A 21,045-nucleotide genomic window follows, 5' to 3' on the forward strand; every position below is an offset into this window, starting at 1 on the left:
TATTATGGAAAAGAAAGTAAGAGTAAGATTTGCCCCTAGTCCGACAGGAGGGCTGCATTTAGGTGGTGTACGTACCGCTTTGTTTAATTATCTGTTTGCTAAAAAACATAACGGAACGTTTGTTTTGCGTGTTGAAGACACGGATCAGACGCGTTTTGTTGAGGGAGCAGAAGAATACATCGTTTCTTGTTTGGAATGGTGTGGGATGTCGCCAGATGAGAGCCCGCAAAAAGGTGGGGAATTTGGGCCGTATCGTCAAAGTGAACGTAAAGCAACCTACAAACAGTATGCGGATCAGTTAATTGCTGATGGCTATGCTTACTATGCTTTTGATACCCCGGAAGAACTGGACGCAAAACGTAAGGAGATTCCTAATTTTACTTACGGATTAGCAACACGCGAAGGGATGCGCAATTCCCTCACACTTAGCGAAAATGAAGTAGCTGAACTTTTGGCCAATAATACCCCGCACGTTGTGCGTATTAAAATGCCTAAAGATGAACTGGTTTCTTTTACAGATCTGATTAGGGGGCATGTAAGTTTTGATACAAATTTAGTTGACGATAAAGTTTTATTAAAGGCCGATGGGATGCCTACTTATCACTTAGCCGTTGTTGCAGATGATAACGCAATGGAAATCAGTCATATTTTTAGAGGCGAGGAGTGGCTTCCGTCTGCTCCAATACATATCTTGTTGTGGCGTTACCTTGGATGGGAAGATATAATGCCTCAATGGATTCATTTGCCACTGATATTAAAACCAGATGGGAACGGAAAACTAAGTAAGCGTGATGGCGACAGATTAGGCTTCCCGGTTTATGCACAAAACTGGACTGACCCAAAAAGCGGTGATTTAACCAAAGGGTTTAAAGAACTTGGTTTTATGCCTGAAGCGTTTGTGAATTTATTGGCAATGCTTGGCTGGAATGATGGTACAGATCAGGAATTGTTTTCTTTAGCAGAATTAATTGATAAGTTCTCGGTTGAACGTATAAGCAAGGCCGGAGCAAAATTTGATTTCGAAAAAGCCAAGTGGTATAACCATGAATGGATTAAAAATGCTGATGCCCAAAAATTATTACCTACAGTAAAAGCAGCATTTGCGGATCAAGGTGTTACGGTTAAAGATGATGCTTATTTGCTGAAAGTAATTGATTTGGTTAAAGATAGATGTAATTTGTTGAGCGACTTTGTTACTCAGGCCGCTTACTTTTTTGTGGCCCCTGCTGAATATGACCTGGCTGCGGTAAAACCAAAGTGGACAGCCGAGAAGGCTGCATTTTTTGATGCGTATACTTTATTGGTAACCGATCATGCTACTGCTTTAGAGTTAGAAGAGAAATTTAAAGAATTAGCTGGCACACATCAATTTAAACCGGGGGAGCTAATGCTGCCACTTAGAATAATGCTTGTTGGTGGTAAATTCGGTCCCGGCGTATTTGATATTGCCCTTGTTTTAGGGGCAGCTGAAACTGTGCAAAGAATAAAGAATGCATTGACTGCGTTTAACTAATTATTTTGTAATTTGGTATGACAATTGTCTCGGATTCTTGTCTTATCAAATTAAAAAATAATTATATGCAGTGGTTCGGAAAAGGAAGTGGTAATATCGACGATAGAAGGGGTATGAGTGGCGGCACCATTGGTGGTGGCGTTGGTATTATCATTGTAGTTTTAGGTCTTCTCTTCGGAAAAGATTTGACAGGTCTGGTTAGCCAGTTGCCTGTAAATAATGTGACACAATCTGAGGGTAAACAAGGAGACCCGACTGATGCGGAAGGTAAGTTTGTGGATGGCGTTCTTGAGTCTACAAACCAAGTCTGGGAACAGCAATTTCAAAGCCTGGGACAGGAATACGAAAAGCCAAGAATGGTTTTGTTTACCAATATGGTACAGTCGGCCTGTGGAAATGCAAGCTCGGCGGTTGGTCCATTCTATTGTCCGGGAGATCATAAAGTATATATTGACCTGTCCTTTTATCAGGATCTAAAAGACAGATTTGGTGCCGCCGGTGATTTTGCACAAGCTTATGTAATTGCTCATGAGGTAGGCCATCACGTTCAGAATTTGTTGGGTATCTCTGATAAATTGCAAAAGGCCAGAGGGCAGGTAAGTGAGGTTGAGTACAATCGGTTGTCTGTTAAACTGGAATTACAGGCGGATTTTCTTGCGGGCTTATGGGCACATCATGCTCAAAACTTAAAAGACTTTAAATTAGAAGAGGGAGATATTGACGAAGCTTTAAATGCAGCGAATGCAATAGGTGATGATAAATTGCAGAAACAGGCTCAAGGAGAGGTTGTTCCTGATGCATTTACTCATGGTACATCTGCACAAAGAATGTATTGGTTTAAGAAGGGATTTGAGACCGGAGATATTAACCAAGGGGATACATTCAGTTCAAAACAATTATAAATAAGCTCGCAGGTTTGCAATTTTTTTGATATATATATAAGTTTAAACGCTTAATATTATCAAGAGTTGTATAACTTTAGAACAAAACTATTATACAAATTATTTTGCTAATGCTATTTAGAAGCTTATTCCCCTTTAATAATGATATTAATTGTAGATGATACGCCAGAGAACCTTATCTCTTTAAAAAGGGTTCTTGAAAGGCATAATTTTGAAGTTGATACCGCATCCTCAGGTGAAGAAGCTTTAAAAAAAGTTCTTAAGAATGAATATGTCCTGATTATTTTGGATGTGCAAATGCCCGGGATGGATGGCTTTGAAGTAGCGGAAGCTATTTCAGGGTACAGTAAGGCCAAAGAAACGGCTATAATTTTTTTATCTGCCGTAAATAAAGAACTCAAATTTATTACCAGGGGTTATTCTTCTGGCGGGCTCGATTACATTACCAAGCCCGTTGATATGGATATTTTGCTTTTAAAAGTAAAAACGTTTTACCGCATCTATGAGCAGAGCAGGAAGCTGATTGAAATTCAAAAGGCATTACTGGATGAAATAGAATATAGAAAGCAAGCCGAACGTAAAAAAGATGAATTTATCAGTATCGCCAGTCATGAATTAAAAACGCCATTAACAAGTGTTAAGGGGTACATGCAATTGCTGGGAAGAAGCGTAGAAAAGGGAGACATCCCCACAGTCAAAAAACATCTTGAGAAAGCACAAATCCAGTTAGAAAAGCTTCACGAGCTGATTGCCGATTTATTGGATATATCAAAAATCGAAAGCGGGAAACTTAAGTTTAACAAAAAAGACTTTGCAATTGATGATCTGCTGGATAGTGTAATCGACATTATTCGTCAGGCTAATCCTGAGTTTAACATCATTAGGAAAGGGAAAGTAGGCATTGAGGTTTATGCCGATGAAATGAGGATTGAACAGGTAATTATTAATTTTTTAACAAATGCGATTAAATACTCTCCTGGTACAAATGAAATTCATATTCACGTAGACGTGATTGCTGATAAGGTGTACGTGGGGGTAAGGGATTTTGGGATCGGGATTGCCCCGGACCAGCAAAAATCGGTTTTCGATAAATTTTATAGAGTGGAAGAAACCTCAATCCATTTTCAGGGTCTGGGCATTGGACTGTTCATCTCTGCCGAAATCATAAAACGGCATGGCGGGGAAGTTGGGGTTAAAAGTACACTTGGTGAGGGATCTGAGTTTTATTTCATTTTACCTGTAAATTCTGGCACTGAAACGGATTAAAAGACATTAATTTATGAAAGAAAAATCTTTAAGAAATAATCTACGAATTGGTTTAGGGCTATCATTATTGATCCTTTTTATTTCATCACTTGCGTCTTTTATTAGTATAAAGAACCTGATTCAAAATGCAGATCTGGTTTCGCATAGCAATGAAGTTATGACGAACCTTGATGGTGTAATTTCGACATTAAAAGATGCAGAAACAGGACAAAGAGGATACTTGCTGACTGGTGATAAGGTTTTTTTGGAGCCTTATAACGGTGCAAGGCAAACCGCAATTGATCTTTTAAGCAAAGTAAGCTCAGATACAAAGGACAATCCTTTTCAGCAGCAAAATGCGAAGGAGTTACAGGGGATTATTGATGACCGGTTAAGTATTATTGAAAAAACCATAGCGTTAAAAGGTAAAGGCGAAAGTGTTTCTACTGCCCAATTACTTGACGGAAAGGTTTACATGGATAAGTCGAGGACTGTTATTAAAAGAATGCAGGCTGAAGAAAAGAGATTGCTTGATGAACGGACCGCTAATATGAATAAGATGGCGGGCTATACCCCAATTTTAATTCTTATAGCTGCTTTTTTTGCCATTTTGATTACCGTGATTTTCTACAAAAGAGTTTCCTCAGATTTTAATACCAGAAGGCAATTACAAAAAGAGCTGGAGGATAAGAATGAGGAGATAGCCAATAGGATTGAAGTTATTCAAGGCATTGCTRCTCAAATTTCTAATGGCGATTACCAGATCCGGATGAATGCGGAACAAAAAGATGGCCTGGGTAGTTTAGCGGGGTCCTTAAATTCAATGGCCGAATCACTTCAGTATTCTTTTGCCCTTTTGGCCGATAAAGAATGGCTCCAATCGGGCATTGCCACTCTTAATGATAAGATGGTTGGAGAAAAAAGCGTAGAGGAGCTTGCTAATGATATTCTTGAGAACATTATAGTACATACGAATAGTGCTGTTGCAGCTTTTTACCTGGCGGGAGATGATTCGGAATTACATCTTGCAGGAAGCTATTCTCTGATAATAGATAGAGAAAAGTATAGGTTAAATGCCGGAGAAGGTATTGCGGGACAGGTGTTTAAATCGGGGAAACAAATTTTGATCAATGATATTCCCGAGGGCGAAATGACCATTAGCTATGCAACAGGCGCTACCAAACCAAGAAATGTTGTTGCTTTTCCTGTGGTTAGACATAATGAAACTATTGGGGTAATGGAACTTGGTTCATTGAATATTTACACCCCCCTTCAATTGGAGTTCTTTAACAATATTTCGCATAATATCGGAATTGCAGTACATGTTGCACAGAATCGCAAGAAATTACAGGAGCTTTTAGAGGAAACCCAGGCCCAGGCCGAAGAGTTGCAGGCCCAGCATAGTGAACTGGAGGGACTCAATGCCGAATTAGAAGCTCAGACGCAAAAAATACAAACTTCTGAGGAAGAGCTGAGGGTGCAGCAGGAAGAATTATTGCAGAGCAATCAGGAACTTGAGGAAAGAACCAGTTTATTGGAAGAGAAGAATCAACTCATTCAGGAGCGAAATCTGGATATACAACAGAAAGCCGAGCAATTGGAGCAAAGCACCAAGTATAAATCGGAATTCCTTGCAAACATGTCGCACGAATTGCGTACTCCTCTAAACTCAATATTACTCTTGTCTAAATTAATGTCGGAGAATAAGGAGCTTGATAAGGAATATGTGGAGTATGCGGATGTGATTCAAAGCTCAGGACAGGGGTTGTTGGGGCTTATTGACGAAATACTGGATCTCTCTAAAATAGAGGCTGGGAAAATGAAACTTGAGTTTGATGATATTAGTGTTAATKAGGTAATAACTGATATGCGGTCTTTATTTGAGCCATTGGCAAAGAATAAAGGGCTTGAGTTGGTTATTGATGCTGAGGAGACCAAGGGTGTTATTAATACAGATAAAATGCGACTTGAGCAGATTTTAAAGAATCTGCTGTCTAATGCKATCAAATTTACAAATCATGGCAAGGTCTCATTAACGGTTAAAAGAGACGATACGAATAAGTTCATCTTGTTTAAAGTCACAGATACCGGCATAGGTATTCCGGGAGATAAACTTGGGCTTATATTTGAAGCATTTCAACAGGCCGACGGTTCGACCAGAAGGAAGTTTGGCGGTACCGGGCTAGGCCTTTCTATAAGCAGGGAGCTATCGAAACTGTTGGGAGGAGAAATTGAGCTTACCAGTAAAGAAAATGTAGGTAGTGAGTTTACGTTCGCTTTACCCATTGATAGATTGGCTGCAGTTAAAAAACAAGAAGAGCAGGAAACCGATACTTTCGCTCCCCTTGAAAAACAAAGGGAGGTTATTTTAGAAAGATTTACTGTTGACCATATTCCACAAGAGGTTGAGGACGACAGGAACGATATTAAAGAAGACGATAAAGTAATTTTAATAGTAGAAGATGATACTGCGTTTGCGAAAACGCTTTTGAAGTTTACCCGAAAAAGAAATTATAAAGGGATTGTAGCCGTTAGAGGCGATGTTGGGATTGAACTGGCCAATCACTATAACCCTCTTGCTATTTTATTGGACATTCAACTTCCTGTTAAGGATGGATGGCAGGTAATGGAGGAGCTGAAGTCAAATCCTAAAACCAGACATATTCCAGTTCATATTATGTCATCTCTTGAGGTTAAAAAGGAAAGTTTGCTAAAGGGAGCGGTAGATTTTATAAATAAGCCTGTAGCTCTTGAGCATATGGCGCAGATATTCCAAAAGCTTGAACAAGCATTAACTAAAGGACCCAAAAAAGTTCTTATTGTTGAAGAAAACAAGCAGCATGCCCAAGCCTTGAGTTATTTCTTGAGTAACTATAACATCAACACTCAGGTTGCTAATAATGTTAAAGAAGGGATTGGTGCGTTACAGGAAAAAGAAGTGGATTGTGTGATTCTGGATATGGGTATACCAGATAAAAATGCATATGAAACGCTTGAAACGATTAAGAAAAGTGAAGGATTGGAAAATTTACCTATCATCATCTTTACCGGGAAAAACTTATCGAAGGGCGAGGAGAGTAGGATTAAACAATATGCCGATTCAATTGTAGTAAAAACAGCCCATTCTTATCAAAGAATACTAGATGAAGCCGGACTGTTCTTGCATCTAATAGAGGAGAAGGAATTGGATGGTAAGCATAAAAAACAGGCAACTGAAAAACTTGGAGGCCTTTATGAGGTGCTGAATAACAAAACAGTTCTGATTGCTGATGATGATGTGAGAAATATATTCTCATTAACAAAAGCATTGGAACAACATAAAATGAAAGTTTTAGCAGCTACGGATGGAAAGGAAGCGCTACAAATGCTCAAAGAGAACCCATTGATAGATATTGTGCTAATGGATATGATGATGCCSGAKATGGACGGATATGAAAGCACTAAAGAGATCAGGAAAATCCCTGCATATAAACAATTACCGGTTTTGGCTGTTACTGCCAAAGCAATGATGGGCGACAGGGAAAAATGTATTGCCGCAGGGGCGTCTGATTACATCTCTAAGCCTGTTGATATTGATCAGCTAATCTCGTTATTACGTGTTTGGCTTTACAACAAAGTGTAGCTATATGGCGAAAAAGATATTGATAATTGATGACGATAACAGGAACATTTTTGCGTTATCGGCTGTTTTAAAAGCAAAAGGCTACCAATGTTTAACCGCAACCGGAGGGGAAGAAGGAATAGACCTGCTTAAAGAGAATAAAGAGATTGCAGTGGTTTTAATGGACATGATGATGCCGGGAATGGATGGATATGAGGCAATAGCTAAAATAGATGAAAGTCCGGAAATTAAACATATTCCTGTTATAGCTGTTACGGCCCAGGCCATGGTTGGAGATAGAGAACGGTGTATGAATGCGGGGGCTGCCGGCTATGTCTCTAAACCTATTAATGTTGAAGAGTTAACAAGTTTACTCATAAAGTATATATAATTGGAACTCTCTGTAATTAACGACGATCATGTTGAGATCTTACTTTCAGACCTTCTGGAAAAGTATGGGTATGATTTTACCGGGTATTCCAGAGCATCTTTAAAGAGAAGAATTATACGACTGTACAGTTTGGATAGAGCCGTAAGTTTTGCTGAGTTCAGATATAAGATAAATAACGATAATCTATATTTTAAACGGTTTGTAGAACAGATTACAGTTAATGTAACTGAAATGTTTAGAGATCCTGTTTTTTTTAAAACATTAAGAGACGTTGTATTGCCAAAGTTGGGCACATACCCATTTATCAGAATTTGGCTGGCGGGCTGCTCAACAGGAGAAGAGGCATATTCGATCTCAATTATTTTAAAAGAACTTAACCTGCTGCATAAATCTTTAATCTACGCAACAGATTTAAACCCAATTGTGTTGGAAAAGGCCGCACAAGGAATGTTTGGCATGAATAGCATGAAGCAATATTCTGAGAACTATATTTTATCTGGAGGTTTAAAGGATTTTTCAAGTTATTATACAGCGAATTATTCGCTTGCTAAATTTGATGAGGACTTAAAAAGTAAGATCATATTTTCAACACATAATCTGGTTTCTGATTACTCCTTTAATGAGTTTCAGCTCATTTTATGTAGAAATGTATTGATCTATTTTGATAGGGAACTACAGCAGAAGGTGCTAAACCTTTTTGATGAGAGCCTTGAAGAGCTGGGGTATTTAGCACTTGGAACAAAGGAAACAATTAATTTTTCGGGCATTTCGGACAAGTATAAACGATTGGATTCAGAGAAGATCTGGAGGAAAATACAATGATAAAAAAATGTGAAGCATTTATTATCGGAGGCTCTGCAGGGAGTTTGGATGTGCTTTTAAAAGTGCTTCCATTAGTTAATGTTGCAATAAAATTCCCAATAGTCATTGTTATCCATCGTAAACATGGCGCAGATTCTTTATTGCCTGAATTGTTGTCAACCAGAACTAAGCTTAAGGTTAAAGAGGTAGACGAAAAAGAGCCGTTAATTGCTGGCACTATTTATATAGCTCCGTCAGATTATCATTTGCTGATTGAGCAGGATCGTTCATTTTCTTTGGATTATTCCGAAAAAATAAACTATTCCAGACCGGCAATAGACGCAACATTTCAAACCGCAGCAGAGGTTTATAAAGATACCCTAGTGTGTCTTTTGCTATCAGGATCGAACGCTGATGGTGTAAATGGGTTGAAAAGTGTTAAGCTTTGGGGTGGAACAACCTTGATTCAGGATCCAAATAGTGCTCAAGTAGCATATATGCCTGCCCAAGCTCAAGCTAACGTAAAAATAGATCATGTTTTAAGCATAGAAGATATAGCAGAATTCATAAATTTGTTGCCCTAAACGTTGTAGTTAACCATACCCGCAAATGGAGAAGAATAAAAGAGTATTTGTATTTGATGATAATGCAGAAATTTTAGAATTATGTACAATTATTCTGGAAGATGCAGGTTTCGATATTAAGACATCTTCGACCTCTAATAATATTATAGATCAGGTGTTGGCATATATACCGGATATTATTTTTATGGACAATTGGCTGCCGGATGTGGGGGGTATTGACGCAACCAGAGCGCTTAAAGGCCATGAGGCACTGAAAGGTATACCTGTAATTTATTTCTCTGCAAATAACGATGTACAGGCGCTTGCAACAGAAGCTGGGGCAGATGGCTATTTGTCTAAACCTTTTGATATCCAAGAATTGGAGGATATCATTCACAAACACCTTTCCGTTTAAAGGAAGACAGGATCTTAAGACGATAGTGGTAAGAGGATAGCGGGTCATCTCGACGATAGGAGAGATCTCGTTTTTATGCTACTTCAAGAGATCTCTCCTATCGTCGAGATGACGAAAGAATTTCGCTTAGGTTACTTCACACCCAAAACATCAACGCCTTGCTCAAAAATGATATCAACAGGGATTCCCTTTTTGGTTAATTTATCAAGATCGGTTTGAAGTTCAGTTGAAATAACAGCCTTTTCTTTTTGAGCCTTTTCTACAGCCGCTTTATTCCCGTTTCCTTGAAGGGTTATAATTAAGCCGCTTAATTTATTCATAGCCATTTCAAATTTAGCAAAGTCGACCTTGTATGTGCCATTTTCATTTCTGATGAAAGCCCCATTTTCCTTAAAGAAATTGAAGCATTGCATGTTAGCTTTTCCATGTGCGCTTGCAGCTCCAAATCTTACTGAGCGAAGTATGCCCGCCATATATGTGGTGTAAAACTGCTTAATGTCGCCTTTCAGTTCTCCCTTTTTAAGTAATCCGGTTACCATGTAAAGCCCTAAAACATCCGCCTTACCTTCTTCAAGCCATGAATATTGCTCTTGCAAAGCTTCTTTAACAAATCCCTTACCTGTAATTGTTTTTTTGATTCCTAAGCCATGAGCAACCTCGTGAAACATTACGTTGGCAAAGAAAGCATCGAAATTGATGTATTGTTGCTGATCTTTGTCGATAAGTTCTTGGGCTATAGGTATTAGAATTTTGTCGAACTTAGCTTTCATTGCATTTTTTAGCTGTGAACGCCTTGTGCCCTTCTTTTGTTGGATAATTTCATCATTTGGAAGGTTTACTGCAATTGTTTTTGAACCAGCATTACAATCACCCGCATAGTAGATCACATCGTAAGCATTTAGCTCGGAGTCTGTACCTGGCTTTTCTTTCTTGTATTTAGCATCAACAGGCAGGCCTTGCTGTAGCTGAGGGAGCATGCTTACATACTTGGCAAGACGCTTGCTCCATACCTTGTCTTTTATCAATACATAAGCCTCGTAAGAGGCACGAGCATTGAATAATTTGTCTTCATAATTCTCAATAGGACCAATAATGATATCAAGGTTGTTGGTTTTCATGTCTAGCCATGCATAGTCGCTTGCAGTATAGTTGTCTGTTACTAACGCATCGGCACGTAGATTCAGATACTTTTTAAGCCCCGCGTCTTCTGCAAGCAGTGCAGCTTGTTTTAGAAGATTTGAAGCTTTTTGTAATTCTGCAGCAAAAAGAACATGGTAAGGAATTGAATTTAGTTTTCCTGTGCTATCCTTTTTTATAACAGAGTATTGCCCGTATTTATCTTTTGCGTCAGATTTTTTGAGGTCTTCTTTAGTCATTCCCGCAGGATAGAAGCTAGCCGCATCCGGTTTAGGGCCGATGCCCGCAACAAAGGGCTTGTCGCCATTAAGTCTGTCCCATGGCCCATAGTTAATCCAGATGAAAGATTTTGTTTTTTCATCCTTTATGGTGTTTAGTAAACTATCTCTCTGAGGGTATGCCTGTTTCCAGAATAGCTCATCCATTATTTGAGCAGATTGTATTAGCAGAGGAAGTATTTTACGTTCATTAATAGTCAGGTCATTTAAATTGGTAGTGAGTTTTACCTTTTCATAAATATCTAGTCGCTCATTTACATACTTCTGTAAACTGTCGTTTGATGATGTTTTCTTTTCTGTTGTTTTTGTGTTTTTGTCCTGCGGGCTACCGCACGAAGCAATTCCTGCAATGATTGAGCATCCAGCAATAAAAAGGCTTGCTTTGCTAATGTTTTTCATATATGAATATATTAGTACTTTTATGACTATATGACCTGCTTTTAGGCAAGACAGGTTTGATAGTGCAGATTTAATTGCGACTAAAATAGTAAAAAATAGTAATTTCACGCCTTCTATCTTTTCATTATGGTATATCAGATCAAATTAAAAAAAGGCTATCCCTACATTTTAGCAATGCTTATGCTTGCATCATGCTCTGCAGGTAAATACGCAGCTACAAATAAAGTGTATAAGAAAAAGGCAGGAGAGTTTGCTGAAGCAATAAAATCAATGCCACCAGTAGGCCAAGGCGTTGTGCTTTCTGATCCGACGCTTCAATCTTGGGTTGGATCTGTGAATTTCGGTATACGAAGACCAAACTTTGTAGTTCTTCATCATACTGCCCAGAAATCTTCTGATCAGACAATAAAAACTTTTACCATTGCTAAAACAGAGGTGAGCGCTCATTATGTAGTTGGGAGGGACGGAAAGGTTATTCAAATGGTAAATGACTATTTAAGAGCTAATCACGCAGGTGTGGGAAAATGGGGTAACGATACGGATCTAAACTCGTCTTCTATTGGAATAGAGATTGATAATTCGGGAACTGAACCTTATTCTGAAGTGCAGTTACAAAGTCTGATGACTTTGCTGTCGACCTTAAAAAGCAGGTATAAAATTCCAACGGCAAATTTTATAGGCCATTCAGATCTGGCACCAAGGAGAAAGGTTGATCCCACTAATTTCCCCTGGAAGAGGTTTGCCGAAAAAGGGTATGGATTATGGTACGACAGTGTGCTTGTAATGCCACCAGATAATTTCGATGCAACTCTTGCGCTAAAAATAATTGGGTATGATGTGAGCAATTTGCCTGCAGCAATTGTGGCGTTTAAGATCCACTTTGTGCAAACAGATGTAACGCCTGAGTTAACCCCTGCAGTTAAACTAATTCTGTTTAACTTGTACAAGAAGTATATGTAAGATGGAGATCATTATGAATTCGTCATCTCGACGATAGGAGAGATCTCCTGAACTACATGAGCAAGAGATCTCTCCTATCGTCGAGATGACGGGTGTAGCCTATTTGTTAGCCTTTGCCCAGGCATCCTTTAAGGAAACGGTACGATTGAAGATCAAGTTTCCAGGAATAGAATCTTTATCTAGGCAGTAGTACCCTTTTCTGATAAACTGGTAACGCGCATCCTTATCTGCATTTGCAAGATAAGGTTCAATATATGCTTGTTTTATAACCTCAATGCTGTTCGGATTAAGATAGTCTTTGAAATCACCCTCTTCGGAATCCGGAGATTCAGAGGTAAACAGACGATCGTACATTCTGATCTCAGCGCTTTTTGCATGTTTACTGCTCACCCAGTGAATGGTACCTTTAACATTTATGCCACTGGTATCTTCGCCGCTTTTAGATTCCGGGATATAAGTGCAATATATTTCAGTCACATTCCCATTCGCATCTTTCTTGAAGTCTTCACATTTTACAATATAAGCATGTTTAAGCCTTACGGTTGCTCCTGGCGCAAGTCTGAACCATTTTTTGGCGGGCTCTTCCATAAAGTCTTCTCGCTCAATCCACAATTCATTGCTGAAGGGGATTTCTCTTGTTCCGCCTTTATCTTCTGCTTCAGGGTTGTTTTCTCCTATTAGTATTTCATTCTGTCCTTCAGGATAGTTGGTAATGATCAGCTTAATCGGGTCAAGCACCGCCATAACTCTGTTCGCTGTTTTATTTAAATGCTCACGCACACAGAATTCTAAAAGACTTAACTCTATAAGGTTTTCTCTTTTGGCAATTCCAATTCTGTCACAAAACTCTCTGATACTTTCCGGGGTGTATCCGCGTCTTCTTAATCCGCTTATTGTTGGCATGCGGGGGTCATCCCATCCACTTACTACACCCTCATTTACCAATTGAAGCAGCTTGCGCTTACTCATAACAGTATATGAAAGGTTTAAACGCGCAAATTCGTATTGTTTTGATGGAAATATTTCAAGTTTCTCGATTAGCCAATCGTACAATTCGCGATGTGCCACATACTCAAGCGTACAAATAGAATGCGTAATGGTTTCGATGCTGTCACTTTGTCCATGTGCAAAATCGTACATTGGGTAGATACACCACTTATTTCCTGTTCTGTGGTGTTCAGCATGTTTAATCCTATAGATCACCGGATCCCTCATAATCATGTTGGGGCTGGCCATGTCTATTTTAGCACGGAGTGTACAGGTGCCGTCTGGAAACTCACCACCCTTCATTCGGGTAAAGAGATCAAGATTCTCTTCAATGCTGCGGTTTCTGTATGGACTGTCTTTACCAGCTTCAGTTGGTGTTCCTTTTAATTCAGCAATTTCTTCCGCGGTACTGTCATCCACGTAGGCCAAACCTTTTTTGATAAGGGTTACGGCAAATTCATAAAGTGAATCGAAATAATCAGAAGTATATAATTCGTTTTTCCATTCAAAGCCCAGCCATTTAATATCTGCCTGTTGACTGTCTACATATTCGGTTTTTTCTGTAACCGGATTGGTATCATCAAACCTTAAGTTTGTGTAGCCACCATATTTTTTTGTTAGCCCAAAGTTTAAGCATATAGCTTTTGCGTGGCCTATATGCAAATATCCATTCGGTTCTGGTGGAAAACGTGTGATTAGTGTTTCGTATTTTCCGCTATTTAAATCGTTCTCAATGATTTCTTCAATAAAGTTCAATGATCTTTCTTCACTCATAAAAACTGTAAATTTAGCGCCAAAGTTAACATAAAAGCGCTAATTTACTTACATTTACCACCTACTATTAGTATAAATTATGAGCAAAACGTTAAACAGGCCAATACGTGTTTTAGTCGCGAAGGTTGGGCTCGACGGGCATGACAGAGGGGMAAAAGTTATTGCAACGTCTCTCAGAGATGCCGGTATGGAAGTGATTTATACCGGATTGCGCCAAACGCCGGAAATGGTTGTAAATACCGCCTTGCAGGAAGATGTAGACGCAATTGGTATTTCCATTCTATCAGGAGCTCATATGACTGTTTTTCCGAAAATTGTAGAGATCATGAAGCAAAAACAATTAACAGATGTTTTGCTGACAGGCGGAGGTATTATTCCTGAAAATGACATAAAAAAGCTTAAGGAGATGGGTGTAGGAGAGTTGTTTGCCCCCGGAACTACAATGGTTACTATAGTAGACTATATTAAAAATTGGGTTGTTGAAAACAGAAATTTTTAGATTATGACTTATCAGAACATTTTACTGGAAATAACAGATGAGATTCTTTATATTACTATAAACCGCGAGCATAAATTAAATGCCTTAAATAAAGCTACATTGGCTGAATTAGCTGAAGCAATTTCAATTGCCGCAGACAACAATGAGGTAAGAGGAGTCTTAATTACCGGTGCCGGAGAGAGGGCTTTTGTTGCAGGGGCAGATATTTCAGAATTTTCCAACTACAATATTGCCGAAGGAGAGGAGCTTGCACGAGTAGGACAAAATAGCGTGTTTGATGCTATCGAGAATTGTCCTAAGCCGGTAATTGCAGCAATTAATGGATTTGCTTTAGGAGGAGGATTAGAATTGGCTATGGCTTGTCACCTACKTATTGCTTCTGAGAATGCAAAGCTTGGCTTACCGGAAGTTAGTCTTGGTTTAATTCCCGGATATGGGGGCACACAAAGGTTAACTCAGTTGGTAGGTAAAGGAAAAGCAATTGAGATCATTACAACAGCAGAGATGATCACTGCTTCAGAGGCAGAAAAAATAGGGTTGGTGAATTATGTAGTTCCTCAGAGCGAGCTTATTGCTAAGGCCGAAGAGATATTAAATAAAATAAAATTAAGAGCCCCATTAGCAATCGCCAGTGCTATAAAAGCCGTAAATGCATCATTATTACCCGATGTTGATGGGTTTGATACCGAGATAAAGGAATTTGGTAAATGCTTTGGTACTTTGGATTTTAAAGAAGGAACTACCGCATTTCTTGAGAAAAGAAAGCCGGTATTTTTCGGGAAATAAAGTCCTCAATTCGCTGAACCTCATTAAGTCTTTGAGGGATTTATTGGGGTTTTGTCATAAAGTGAGAAAAAAATTGTATACTTTTTTTATAAAACTGTAGAAAATATTTCCCAGATAAAAAAAACTAGTTATATTTATTTCATAAAATGCGCTCTAATTTTTTAGGTAATATGAGAAAAATATTAATTGTTGACGATGAGGTAAACATCGGCGTGCTGTTATCCAAGTTTTTAACCAGAAATTCCTTTAGTGTATCAACGGCTACAAGCGGTGTGACGGCAATGGATTACCTGGCTAAAGAAGCTTATGACCTTGTTTTATGTGATTATAGACTTGAGGATACGGACGGGAGAGAAATGCTGATCAAGATAAAGGAAAGCTATCCTAGCACCGGAGTTATTATTATTACAGGTTATTCGGATATTAAGCTTGCAGTAGAACTGATTAAATTAGGGGCATATGATTATATTACTAAGCCTCTATATCCCGATGAAATTTTAAATACAATTAATAAGGCAATAGAAACTCAGATTGCATTAAACACAAATCAATCTGAAACCTCTTCCGAAACGACTAAACAAAAGGCAGCAAAACAAGCCTACAAGCAGGTGGATAATTTTGTTGCGGGCCAAAGCCCTGCTTCAAAAGAGTTATTGAAGCAGATTCAATTGGTTGCGCCAACTTCCTATAGTGTTATTTTAACAGGCGAAAGCGGTACAGGAAAAGAGTCTGTAGCAAAAGCAATCCACCTAAATAGTCCAAGGAAAGATCGCCCGTTTGTGGCAATGGATTGTGGTTCACTTACTAAAGAATTGGCTGGTAGCGAATTCTTTGGTCATGAAAAGGGGTCATTTACAGGAGCCCTTTATACTAAAATCGGTCATTTTGAAATGGCGAATGGAGGAACGCTTTTTCTGGATGAGGTAGGGAACCTTTCTTATGATATCCAGGCTGCTTTATTGCGAACTGTACAGGAGAGAAAAATTAAAAGAATAGGTAGCACCAAAGAGATTGATTTGGATGTAAGGATTATTGTTGCAACAAATGAAAATCTTTCCAATGCTATTCAGAAAGGGAAATTCAGAGAGGACCTTTATCATAGGTTCAATGAATTTTCTATCGGTTTGCCTCCGTTAAGTCAGAGAGGTGACGATATTATGGTTTTTGCATATACGTTTTTGGATGTGGCAAATCAGGAATTGTCGAGGAACGTACAGGGGTTTTCTGAAGAGGTTGTAGATTGTTTCCTTACCTACAATTGGCCAGGTAATGTAAGAGAGCTTAAAAATGTGGTTAGAAGGGCGACCTTGCTTACTGAGAACCAGGAAATACAATTAAAGGCACTTCCTCTTGAAATCTCAACCTATGCCAAAGCATCAGCTATTGAAAGTTCAATTTCTCGTATCGAAAAACCGAGGGATTTGAAAAATGCAGCTCTTGAAGCTGAGTACGATGCTATTTTAAAAGTTTTAAGAGAAGTAAATTTTAATAAAACAAAGGCAGCAAAAATTCTAAATATCGACCGAAAAACGTTGTACAACAAAATGAGAGCGATTAATTTGGATACATAAAGTGTTACTGGTAGTTATTGTCATCTTTATCGGGCTATTGATCCTGGGATATCTCCTTTTTAGGAGTATGTTGGTAGTGGGTGGGCTAAGAGATGAAGTCGCAGCGCTACAAAAGCAGAATAAGTATCTTTTAGAAAGAGTTGAAGTTCTTAATCTTGCCGAGCGAATTACCCACCTTGGAAGCTGGGAGATTTTTGTAGTAAGCGGGCAAGTTAAATGGTCAGAAGAGCTTTATAAAGTGTACGGATTTAAAAATGATGATTTTTTACCTGATATACACATTAATGAACAGGTTATAGCACCTGAATATAGAGAAAAGGTATCTAAAGAATTAAAATCTGCGATTGATAATAAAACATCTTTTGCTGTTGAATACCAGATCATACAACCTTCAGGTAAAAGAAAATACGTGCTGGGTCAGGGGTTTTATATCGAGGGTGAAGACAAACTTGTTGGTACCATCCAGGACATTACTGAGTTAAAAGAAGCTGTTTTAAAGCTCAAGATAAACGAATCGTTATTAAGAGAAGCAGAAATGGTTTCGCATAGCGGAAGTTGGGAATGGATGGATGGTAAGGAGTTTATTCTTTGGTCTGATGAGATGTATAACATACATGGTTTTCTTCCTCATTCAGTATTCGTCAATTTTGCATTTTATAAAAGGCTTGTTCACGAGGATGATCTCCAGCTTTTTATGGATAACTTTTATAAGGCCAAAAAGGATAAAATCTCTTTTAAAATAAACTATAGAATTGTGTTGCCTTCAGGAGAGATCCGGCATGTGCTTACTACAGCAGAGCATAAACGAATAGGTTTAAATGATAACTATGCCTATATTGGAAACACACAGGACGTAACGCAATTAAGAGAAGCTCAGGTACAGCTTGAAGAAAAAGTAGTTGAACTGAATCGCTCTAATCAGGATTTAGAACAATTTGCTTATGTTGCATCACACGATTTACAGGAGCCTTTAAGAAAGATACAAGCTTTTGGAGACCGGCTGAAAGATAAGTATGGTGAGCAGATGAATGCAGAGGCTCAGGATTACATCGGTAGAATGAGGGGAGCCTCTGAGCGAATGCGTGCGTTAATTGATGACCTTCTGGCATTTTCCAAGCTAACAAGGGGTAGTAAAAGTTATTCTAAACTTAAACTTGGCGATGTTGTAAGAAAGACATTAAGCGATCTTGATTTTACAATAGAGCTTAAGAAAGCCATAGTTGACATTGATTTTGAAGAGGACGAAATTGAAGGTGTTGAAAGCCAGCTAGTACAACTTTTTCAAAATTTGATAGGAAATTCTTTAAAGTTCACAAGTCAAAATGAGGTTCCCAACATTTCAATATTTGGAACCACCAAGTATGGGCATGAATTGAATATAGCTGAGATTAACAAAAACCAGTTATATTGTGTTGTTAAAGTAAAAGATAATGGAATTGGTTTTGAAACCGAAGATGCTTTGAAAATATTTGACATTTTTCATCGCTTACATTCAAGAGTTGACTACGAAGGGACAGGTATTGGGTTGGCTATATGTAAGAGGATAGCGGATAATCATTCTGGTTTTATTTTTGCAGAAAGCAAACCTGGTGAAGGGACTGCTTTTGTGGTGATTCTTCCGAAGAAACAAAATAAATGAAAATAATCTGAGAATGAGGCAGGTAAGAGTTTTATTAATAGATGATGATGAAGATGATTACATCCTTACAAAGGAGGTTTTTGATCAGACTTCGGCGTCATATGAGCTGTCGTGGGTCAACAGTTATGAGAAGGGGATTTATGCCATTTTAAAGAAGCAATTTGATGTTTACCTGGTTGATTACCGATTGGGAAAGGGGACAGGAATAGATTTGCTAAATGAAGCAATTAACTCTGGATGTGAAGAACCAATAATTATACTTACAGGTAAGGGCGACTTGGTTATCGACGAACAAGCTATGAATATTGGTGCTGCTGATTACTTGGTGAAAGATGAGATAGACTCCTCCTCATTGGATAGAAGTATTCGATATTCAATTAAGGAAGCGAGCGCAACAAAGGCGTTGAAGGATAGTGAACGGAAATACAGGGCCATTTTTGAACAGGCAAAAGATCCAATTCTCGTGTCTGACTCCTCAGGAAGAATTTATGATATCAATAGTGCGGGATTAAAGTTTCTTGATTATGAGCGATCAGTAATACTGCAATTAAATACAAGTGCAATTTTTAATAATACAGAAGAAGGAGAAAGATTTAGGGAGCTAATGGAAAGCAATGGCTCTCTAAGTGGTTTTGAGTGCGAATTGATTTCAAGTAAATCAGAGGTGTACTGCTGTAGCTTATCTTCATTTATTCAAACGGATATGGTAAATGTGAAAGAGGTTTATCATACCATTATTCATGATCTGAGCCATAGAAAGAACTTAGAGGAACGATCTGTTAGCCTGGGTAAAATGTCAATTTCAGAACATATTGCAAAAGGACTTGGAGAAGAAATCAGGGATCCTTTAAGCACTATAAACCTTGCATTGGACGAACTGGCGGCTGATCCTGCAATTATTTGTAATGAAACAATTCAATCGTACCTGGAAATTATAAAAAGTAATTGCGACAGAGTGAACCAACTGATGCAAAACTTCATTTCCAGCACTGAAACAAAAACCTTAAATCTTCAGCGGCATAATATATTAACGGTAATAGAGGAAGCTATCTCTGATGTGGAGGATTTAATAGTTGGGCACAATATAAAGTTAACAAGGCAATTTCATCAATCTGAGCAGAAGGTATTACTCGATAAACCTAAAATAAAAAATGCGTTGGTTAGTGTTATTAAAAATGCGGCGGAAGCCATGCAGAGTTACCCCAAAATTATTCACATTACATGCACAGCTGATAAGGGGATGTATGAAATCGCCATAGAGGATAATGGTATGGGGGTAGATCCAAAAAATAAGGARAAGATTTTTGAACCATTTTTCACAACAAAAAAACGTGCCAGCGGATTGGGGCTTACCCATGCCCAACGTGTATTAACTACTCACAATGGTTCCATTAAACTTAAGCAACTTGCACAAGGGAGTTTATTCCTGATTCGCATTCCGATATATCATGAAGGAACGCTCTGGTTTTAACCTAAAGAATTATGTCAATATTTACATATAAGCAGAGGAATAATATCAATCTTGTAATTATAATAGCCCTGGGCTGTTTAATCGCATTTTCTTTACAAGGTATTTTTGGGTCGATATTAAGCACGCTTGTTTTGTATACATTATTGCGGCCCGCCTTTATCTACTTTGTTGACGAGAAGGGGATGAATAGACGTTTTTCGGCCATTTTATTGCTTTTTGTTTCAGTAATTGTTATCATCCTCCCTTTTTATGCATTAAGCAGTATGATGATCAATAAGATTGCGGAACTGCAGAGTGATCCATCATATTTTAAAAATGTTATTTTTAAACTAAAGCACCTGATCCCAATCGATGGGGATCTTCAAAATCTTGTTGAAGAGGGAGTGAAAAAAGCTGGGGTATGGGCCACGGAATTATTCCCTTCACTTATTACCGGAGCGTTTAATATTATTCTGGGCTTACTTTTAATGTATTTTTTACTCTACTTTATGCTGGTAGAGCGAGAAACATTTGAATCTGCTCTGGTAAAATATGCGCCTTTTAGAGAGCAAAACGCACAACGATTTGCCGAAGAAATGCGAAACACAACCTATGCAAATGTTGTAGGTCAGGGGTTTATTGCTTTGGTACAGGGATCTCTTTTGGGGCTTGCCTTTTATGTTTTAGGTTATACTGATCCGGTATTTTGGGGTGTGATAACGGCCTTTATATCGTTTGTTCCAATACTTGGGCCTCCGGTTATTTTTGTGCCGGCTGCGTTGTTGCAAGTTGCAGAAGGCAACAATTTTGCTGGCTGGGCAATGCTGATATTTGGATTTGTGGTGATCATTAACATCGACAATGTAATCCGTTTTATGATTGCAAAGCGGATTGGAAATATTCATCCCATAACCACTGTAATTGGCGTAGTTATTGGTATACCTTTATTTGGGATATTGGGGTTGGTATTTGGCCCATTATTGATATCTTATTTTGTATTATTGATAAAAATATATGAAACAAGCGCTATGGCATCTGAAAGATTGGAGAGAATTAAAACAATTTCAGAGCATGGCGAGTTATAATAATACGGAGAGCGGAAATAGAATATAAATGTTAAACATAAATTAAAAT

17 protein-coding genes are annotated in these 21,045 nt (G+C 38.4%); 15 read left to right on the forward strand and 2 right to left on the reverse strand.

Annotated elements, in window-relative coordinates:
• Positions 1 to 4: 4 nt before the first annotated feature.
• The 8 genes from gltX (at position 5) to AC1DG9_RS00760 (ending at position 9,431) form a co-directional block, all read left to right on the forward strand.
• Positions 5 to 1,513 (forward strand): glutamate--tRNA ligase, encoded by a 1,509-nt coding sequence (gene gltX, locus AC1DG9_RS00725; protein WP_337717057.1) that lies wholly within the window; start codon positions 5 to 7, stop codon positions 1,511 to 1,513.
• Positions 1,514 to 1,578: 65 nt separating this feature from the next.
• Positions 1,579 to 2,415: a KPN_02809 family neutral zinc metallopeptidase gene (gene ypfJ / locus AC1DG9_RS00730; protein ID WP_288884270.1), complete on the forward strand. Its 837-nt coding sequence runs from the start codon at positions 1,579 to 1,581 to the stop codon at positions 2,413 to 2,415.
• A gap of 141 nt (positions 2,416 to 2,556) precedes the next feature.
• On the forward strand, positions 2,557 to 3,681 hold the full coding sequence (locus tag AC1DG9_RS00735; protein WP_048908180.1) for a hybrid sensor histidine kinase/response regulator: 1,125 nt from the start codon (positions 2,557 to 2,559) through the stop codon (positions 3,679 to 3,681).
• A gap of 13 nt (positions 3,682 to 3,694) precedes the next feature.
• Positions 3,695 to 7,282 carry a response regulator gene (locus AC1DG9_RS00740; protein WP_477634217.1) on the forward strand — a complete coding sequence of 1,196 codons (3,588 nt, stop codon included), beginning with the start codon at positions 3,695 to 3,697 and terminating at the stop codon, positions 7,280 to 7,282.
• A 4-nt stretch (positions 7,283 to 7,286) separates the two neighbouring features.
• A complete protein-coding gene (locus AC1DG9_RS00745) occupies positions 7,287 to 7,652 on the forward strand; it encodes a response regulator (RefSeq protein WP_172662296.1) in 366 nt (121 codons plus the stop codon).
• Positions 7,653 to 8,474 carry a CheR family methyltransferase gene (locus AC1DG9_RS00750; RefSeq protein WP_172662295.1) on the forward strand — a complete coding sequence of 274 codons (822 nt, stop codon included), beginning with the start codon at positions 7,653 to 7,655 and terminating at the stop codon, positions 8,472 to 8,474.
• Positions 8,471 to 9,037, forward strand: a complete 567-nt coding sequence (locus AC1DG9_RS00755; protein ID WP_172662294.1) for a chemotaxis protein CheB — start codon at positions 8,471 to 8,473, stop codon at positions 9,035 to 9,037. The genes AC1DG9_RS00750 and AC1DG9_RS00755 overlap by 4 nt, the downstream gene beginning before the upstream one ends.
• 25 nt (positions 9,038 to 9,062) lie before the next feature.
• Positions 9,063 to 9,431 (forward strand): response regulator, encoded by a 369-nt coding sequence (locus AC1DG9_RS00760; RefSeq protein WP_172662293.1) that lies wholly within the window; start codon positions 9,063 to 9,065, stop codon positions 9,429 to 9,431.
• Between the two features lie 131 nt (positions 9,432 to 9,562).
• Here AC1DG9_RS00760 and AC1DG9_RS00765 read toward each other — a convergent pair whose 3' ends face one another.
• A complete protein-coding gene (locus AC1DG9_RS00765; protein WP_172662292.1) occupies positions 9,563 to 11,245 on the reverse strand; it encodes a dipeptidyl-peptidase 3 family protein in 1,683 nt (560 codons plus the stop codon).
• A 126-nt stretch (positions 11,246 to 11,371) separates the two neighbouring features.
• On the opposite strand from AC1DG9_RS00765, the gene AC1DG9_RS00770 reads away from it, so the two are divergent.
• Positions 11,372 to 12,205, forward strand: a complete 834-nt coding sequence (locus AC1DG9_RS00770) for an N-acetylmuramoyl-L-alanine amidase (RefSeq protein ID WP_337717055.1) — start codon at positions 11,372 to 11,374, stop codon at positions 12,203 to 12,205.
• 99 nt (positions 12,206 to 12,304) lie between these two features.
• On the opposite strand, the gene AC1DG9_RS00775 is transcribed toward AC1DG9_RS00770, so the two are convergent.
• Positions 12,305 to 13,966: a glutamine--tRNA ligase/YqeY domain fusion protein gene (locus AC1DG9_RS00775; protein WP_172662290.1), complete on the reverse strand. Its 1,662-nt coding sequence runs from the start codon at positions 13,964 to 13,966 to the stop codon at positions 12,305 to 12,307.
• 79 nt (positions 13,967 to 14,045) lie between these two features.
• Between AC1DG9_RS00775 and AC1DG9_RS00780 the strand changes: the two genes are divergently transcribed.
• The 6 genes from AC1DG9_RS00780 to AC1DG9_RS00805 all read left to right on the forward strand — a co-directional run bounded on the left by AC1DG9_RS00780 (position 14,046) and on the right by AC1DG9_RS00805 (position 20,996).
• The gene (locus AC1DG9_RS00780) at positions 14,046 to 14,465 is read left to right on the forward strand and encodes a cobalamin B12-binding domain-containing protein (protein WP_477634218.1); all 420 of its coding nucleotides are present in this window, start codon (positions 14,046 to 14,048) and stop codon (positions 14,463 to 14,465) included.
• A 3-nt stretch (positions 14,466 to 14,468) separates the two neighbouring features.
• Positions 14,469 to 15,251: an enoyl-CoA hydratase/isomerase family protein gene (locus AC1DG9_RS00785; protein WP_477634219.1), complete on the forward strand. Its 783-nt coding sequence runs from the start codon at positions 14,469 to 14,471 to the stop codon at positions 15,249 to 15,251.
• A gap of 170 nt (positions 15,252 to 15,421) precedes the next feature.
• Complete coding sequence (locus AC1DG9_RS00790) at positions 15,422 to 16,822, forward strand: sigma-54-dependent transcriptional regulator (protein ID WP_172662287.1); 1,401 nt, start codon at positions 15,422 to 15,424, stop codon at positions 16,820 to 16,822.
• Position 16,823: 1 nt separating this feature from the next.
• On the forward strand, positions 16,824 to 18,461 hold the full coding sequence (locus tag AC1DG9_RS00795) for a sensor histidine kinase (protein ID WP_172662286.1): 1,638 nt from the start codon (positions 16,824 to 16,826) through the stop codon (positions 18,459 to 18,461).
• 13 nt (positions 18,462 to 18,474) lie between these two features.
• Positions 18,475 to 19,932, forward strand: coding sequence for a hybrid sensor histidine kinase/response regulator (locus AC1DG9_RS00800; protein ID WP_172662285.1), 1,458 nt, complete (start codon positions 18,475 to 18,477; stop codon positions 19,930 to 19,932).
• An 11-nt stretch (positions 19,933 to 19,943) separates the two neighbouring features.
• The gene (locus AC1DG9_RS00805) at positions 19,944 to 20,996 is read left to right on the forward strand and encodes an AI-2E family transporter (protein WP_172662284.1); all 1,053 of its coding nucleotides are present in this window, start codon (positions 19,944 to 19,946) and stop codon (positions 20,994 to 20,996) included.
• Positions 20,997 to 21,045 lie beyond the last annotated feature (49 nt).

It is taken from the genome of Pedobacter sp. 05L430, from assembly GCF_056397585.1.

Coding starts and splice junctions, on each gene's coding strand:
- gltX (WP_337717057.1), top strand. CDS start 5: ATGGAAAAGAAAGTAAGAGTAAGATTTGCCCCTAGTCCGACAGGAGGG.
- ypfJ (WP_288884270.1), top strand. CDS start 1,579: ATGCAGTGGTTCGGAAAAGGAAGTGGTAATATCGACGATAGAAGGGGT.
- AC1DG9_RS00735 (WP_048908180.1), top strand. CDS start 2,557: ATGATATTAATTGTAGATGATACGCCAGAGAACCTTATCTCTTTAAAA.
- AC1DG9_RS00745 (WP_172662296.1), top strand. CDS start 7,287: ATGGCGAAAAAGATATTGATAATTGATGACGATAACAGGAACATTTTT.
- AC1DG9_RS00755 (WP_172662294.1), top strand. CDS start 8,471: ATGATAAAAAAATGTGAAGCATTTATTATCGGAGGCTCTGCAGGGAGT.
- AC1DG9_RS00760 (WP_172662293.1), top strand. CDS start 9,063: ATGGAGAAGAATAAAAGAGTATTTGTATTTGATGATAATGCAGAAATT.
- AC1DG9_RS00765 (WP_172662292.1), bottom strand. CDS start 11,245: ATGAAAAACATTAGCAAAGCAAGCCTTTTTATTGCTGGATGCTCAATC.
- AC1DG9_RS00770 (WP_337717055.1), top strand. CDS start 11,372: ATGGTATATCAGATCAAATTAAAAAAAGGCTATCCCTACATTTTAGCA.
- AC1DG9_RS00775 (WP_172662290.1), bottom strand. CDS start 13,966: ATGAGTGAAGAAAGATCATTGAACTTTATTGAAGAAATCATTGAGAAC.
- AC1DG9_RS00790 (WP_172662287.1), top strand. CDS start 15,422: ATGAGAAAAATATTAATTGTTGACGATGAGGTAAACATCGGCGTGCTG.
- AC1DG9_RS00805 (WP_172662284.1), top strand. CDS start 19,944: ATGTCAATATTTACATATAAGCAGAGGAATAATATCAATCTTGTAATT.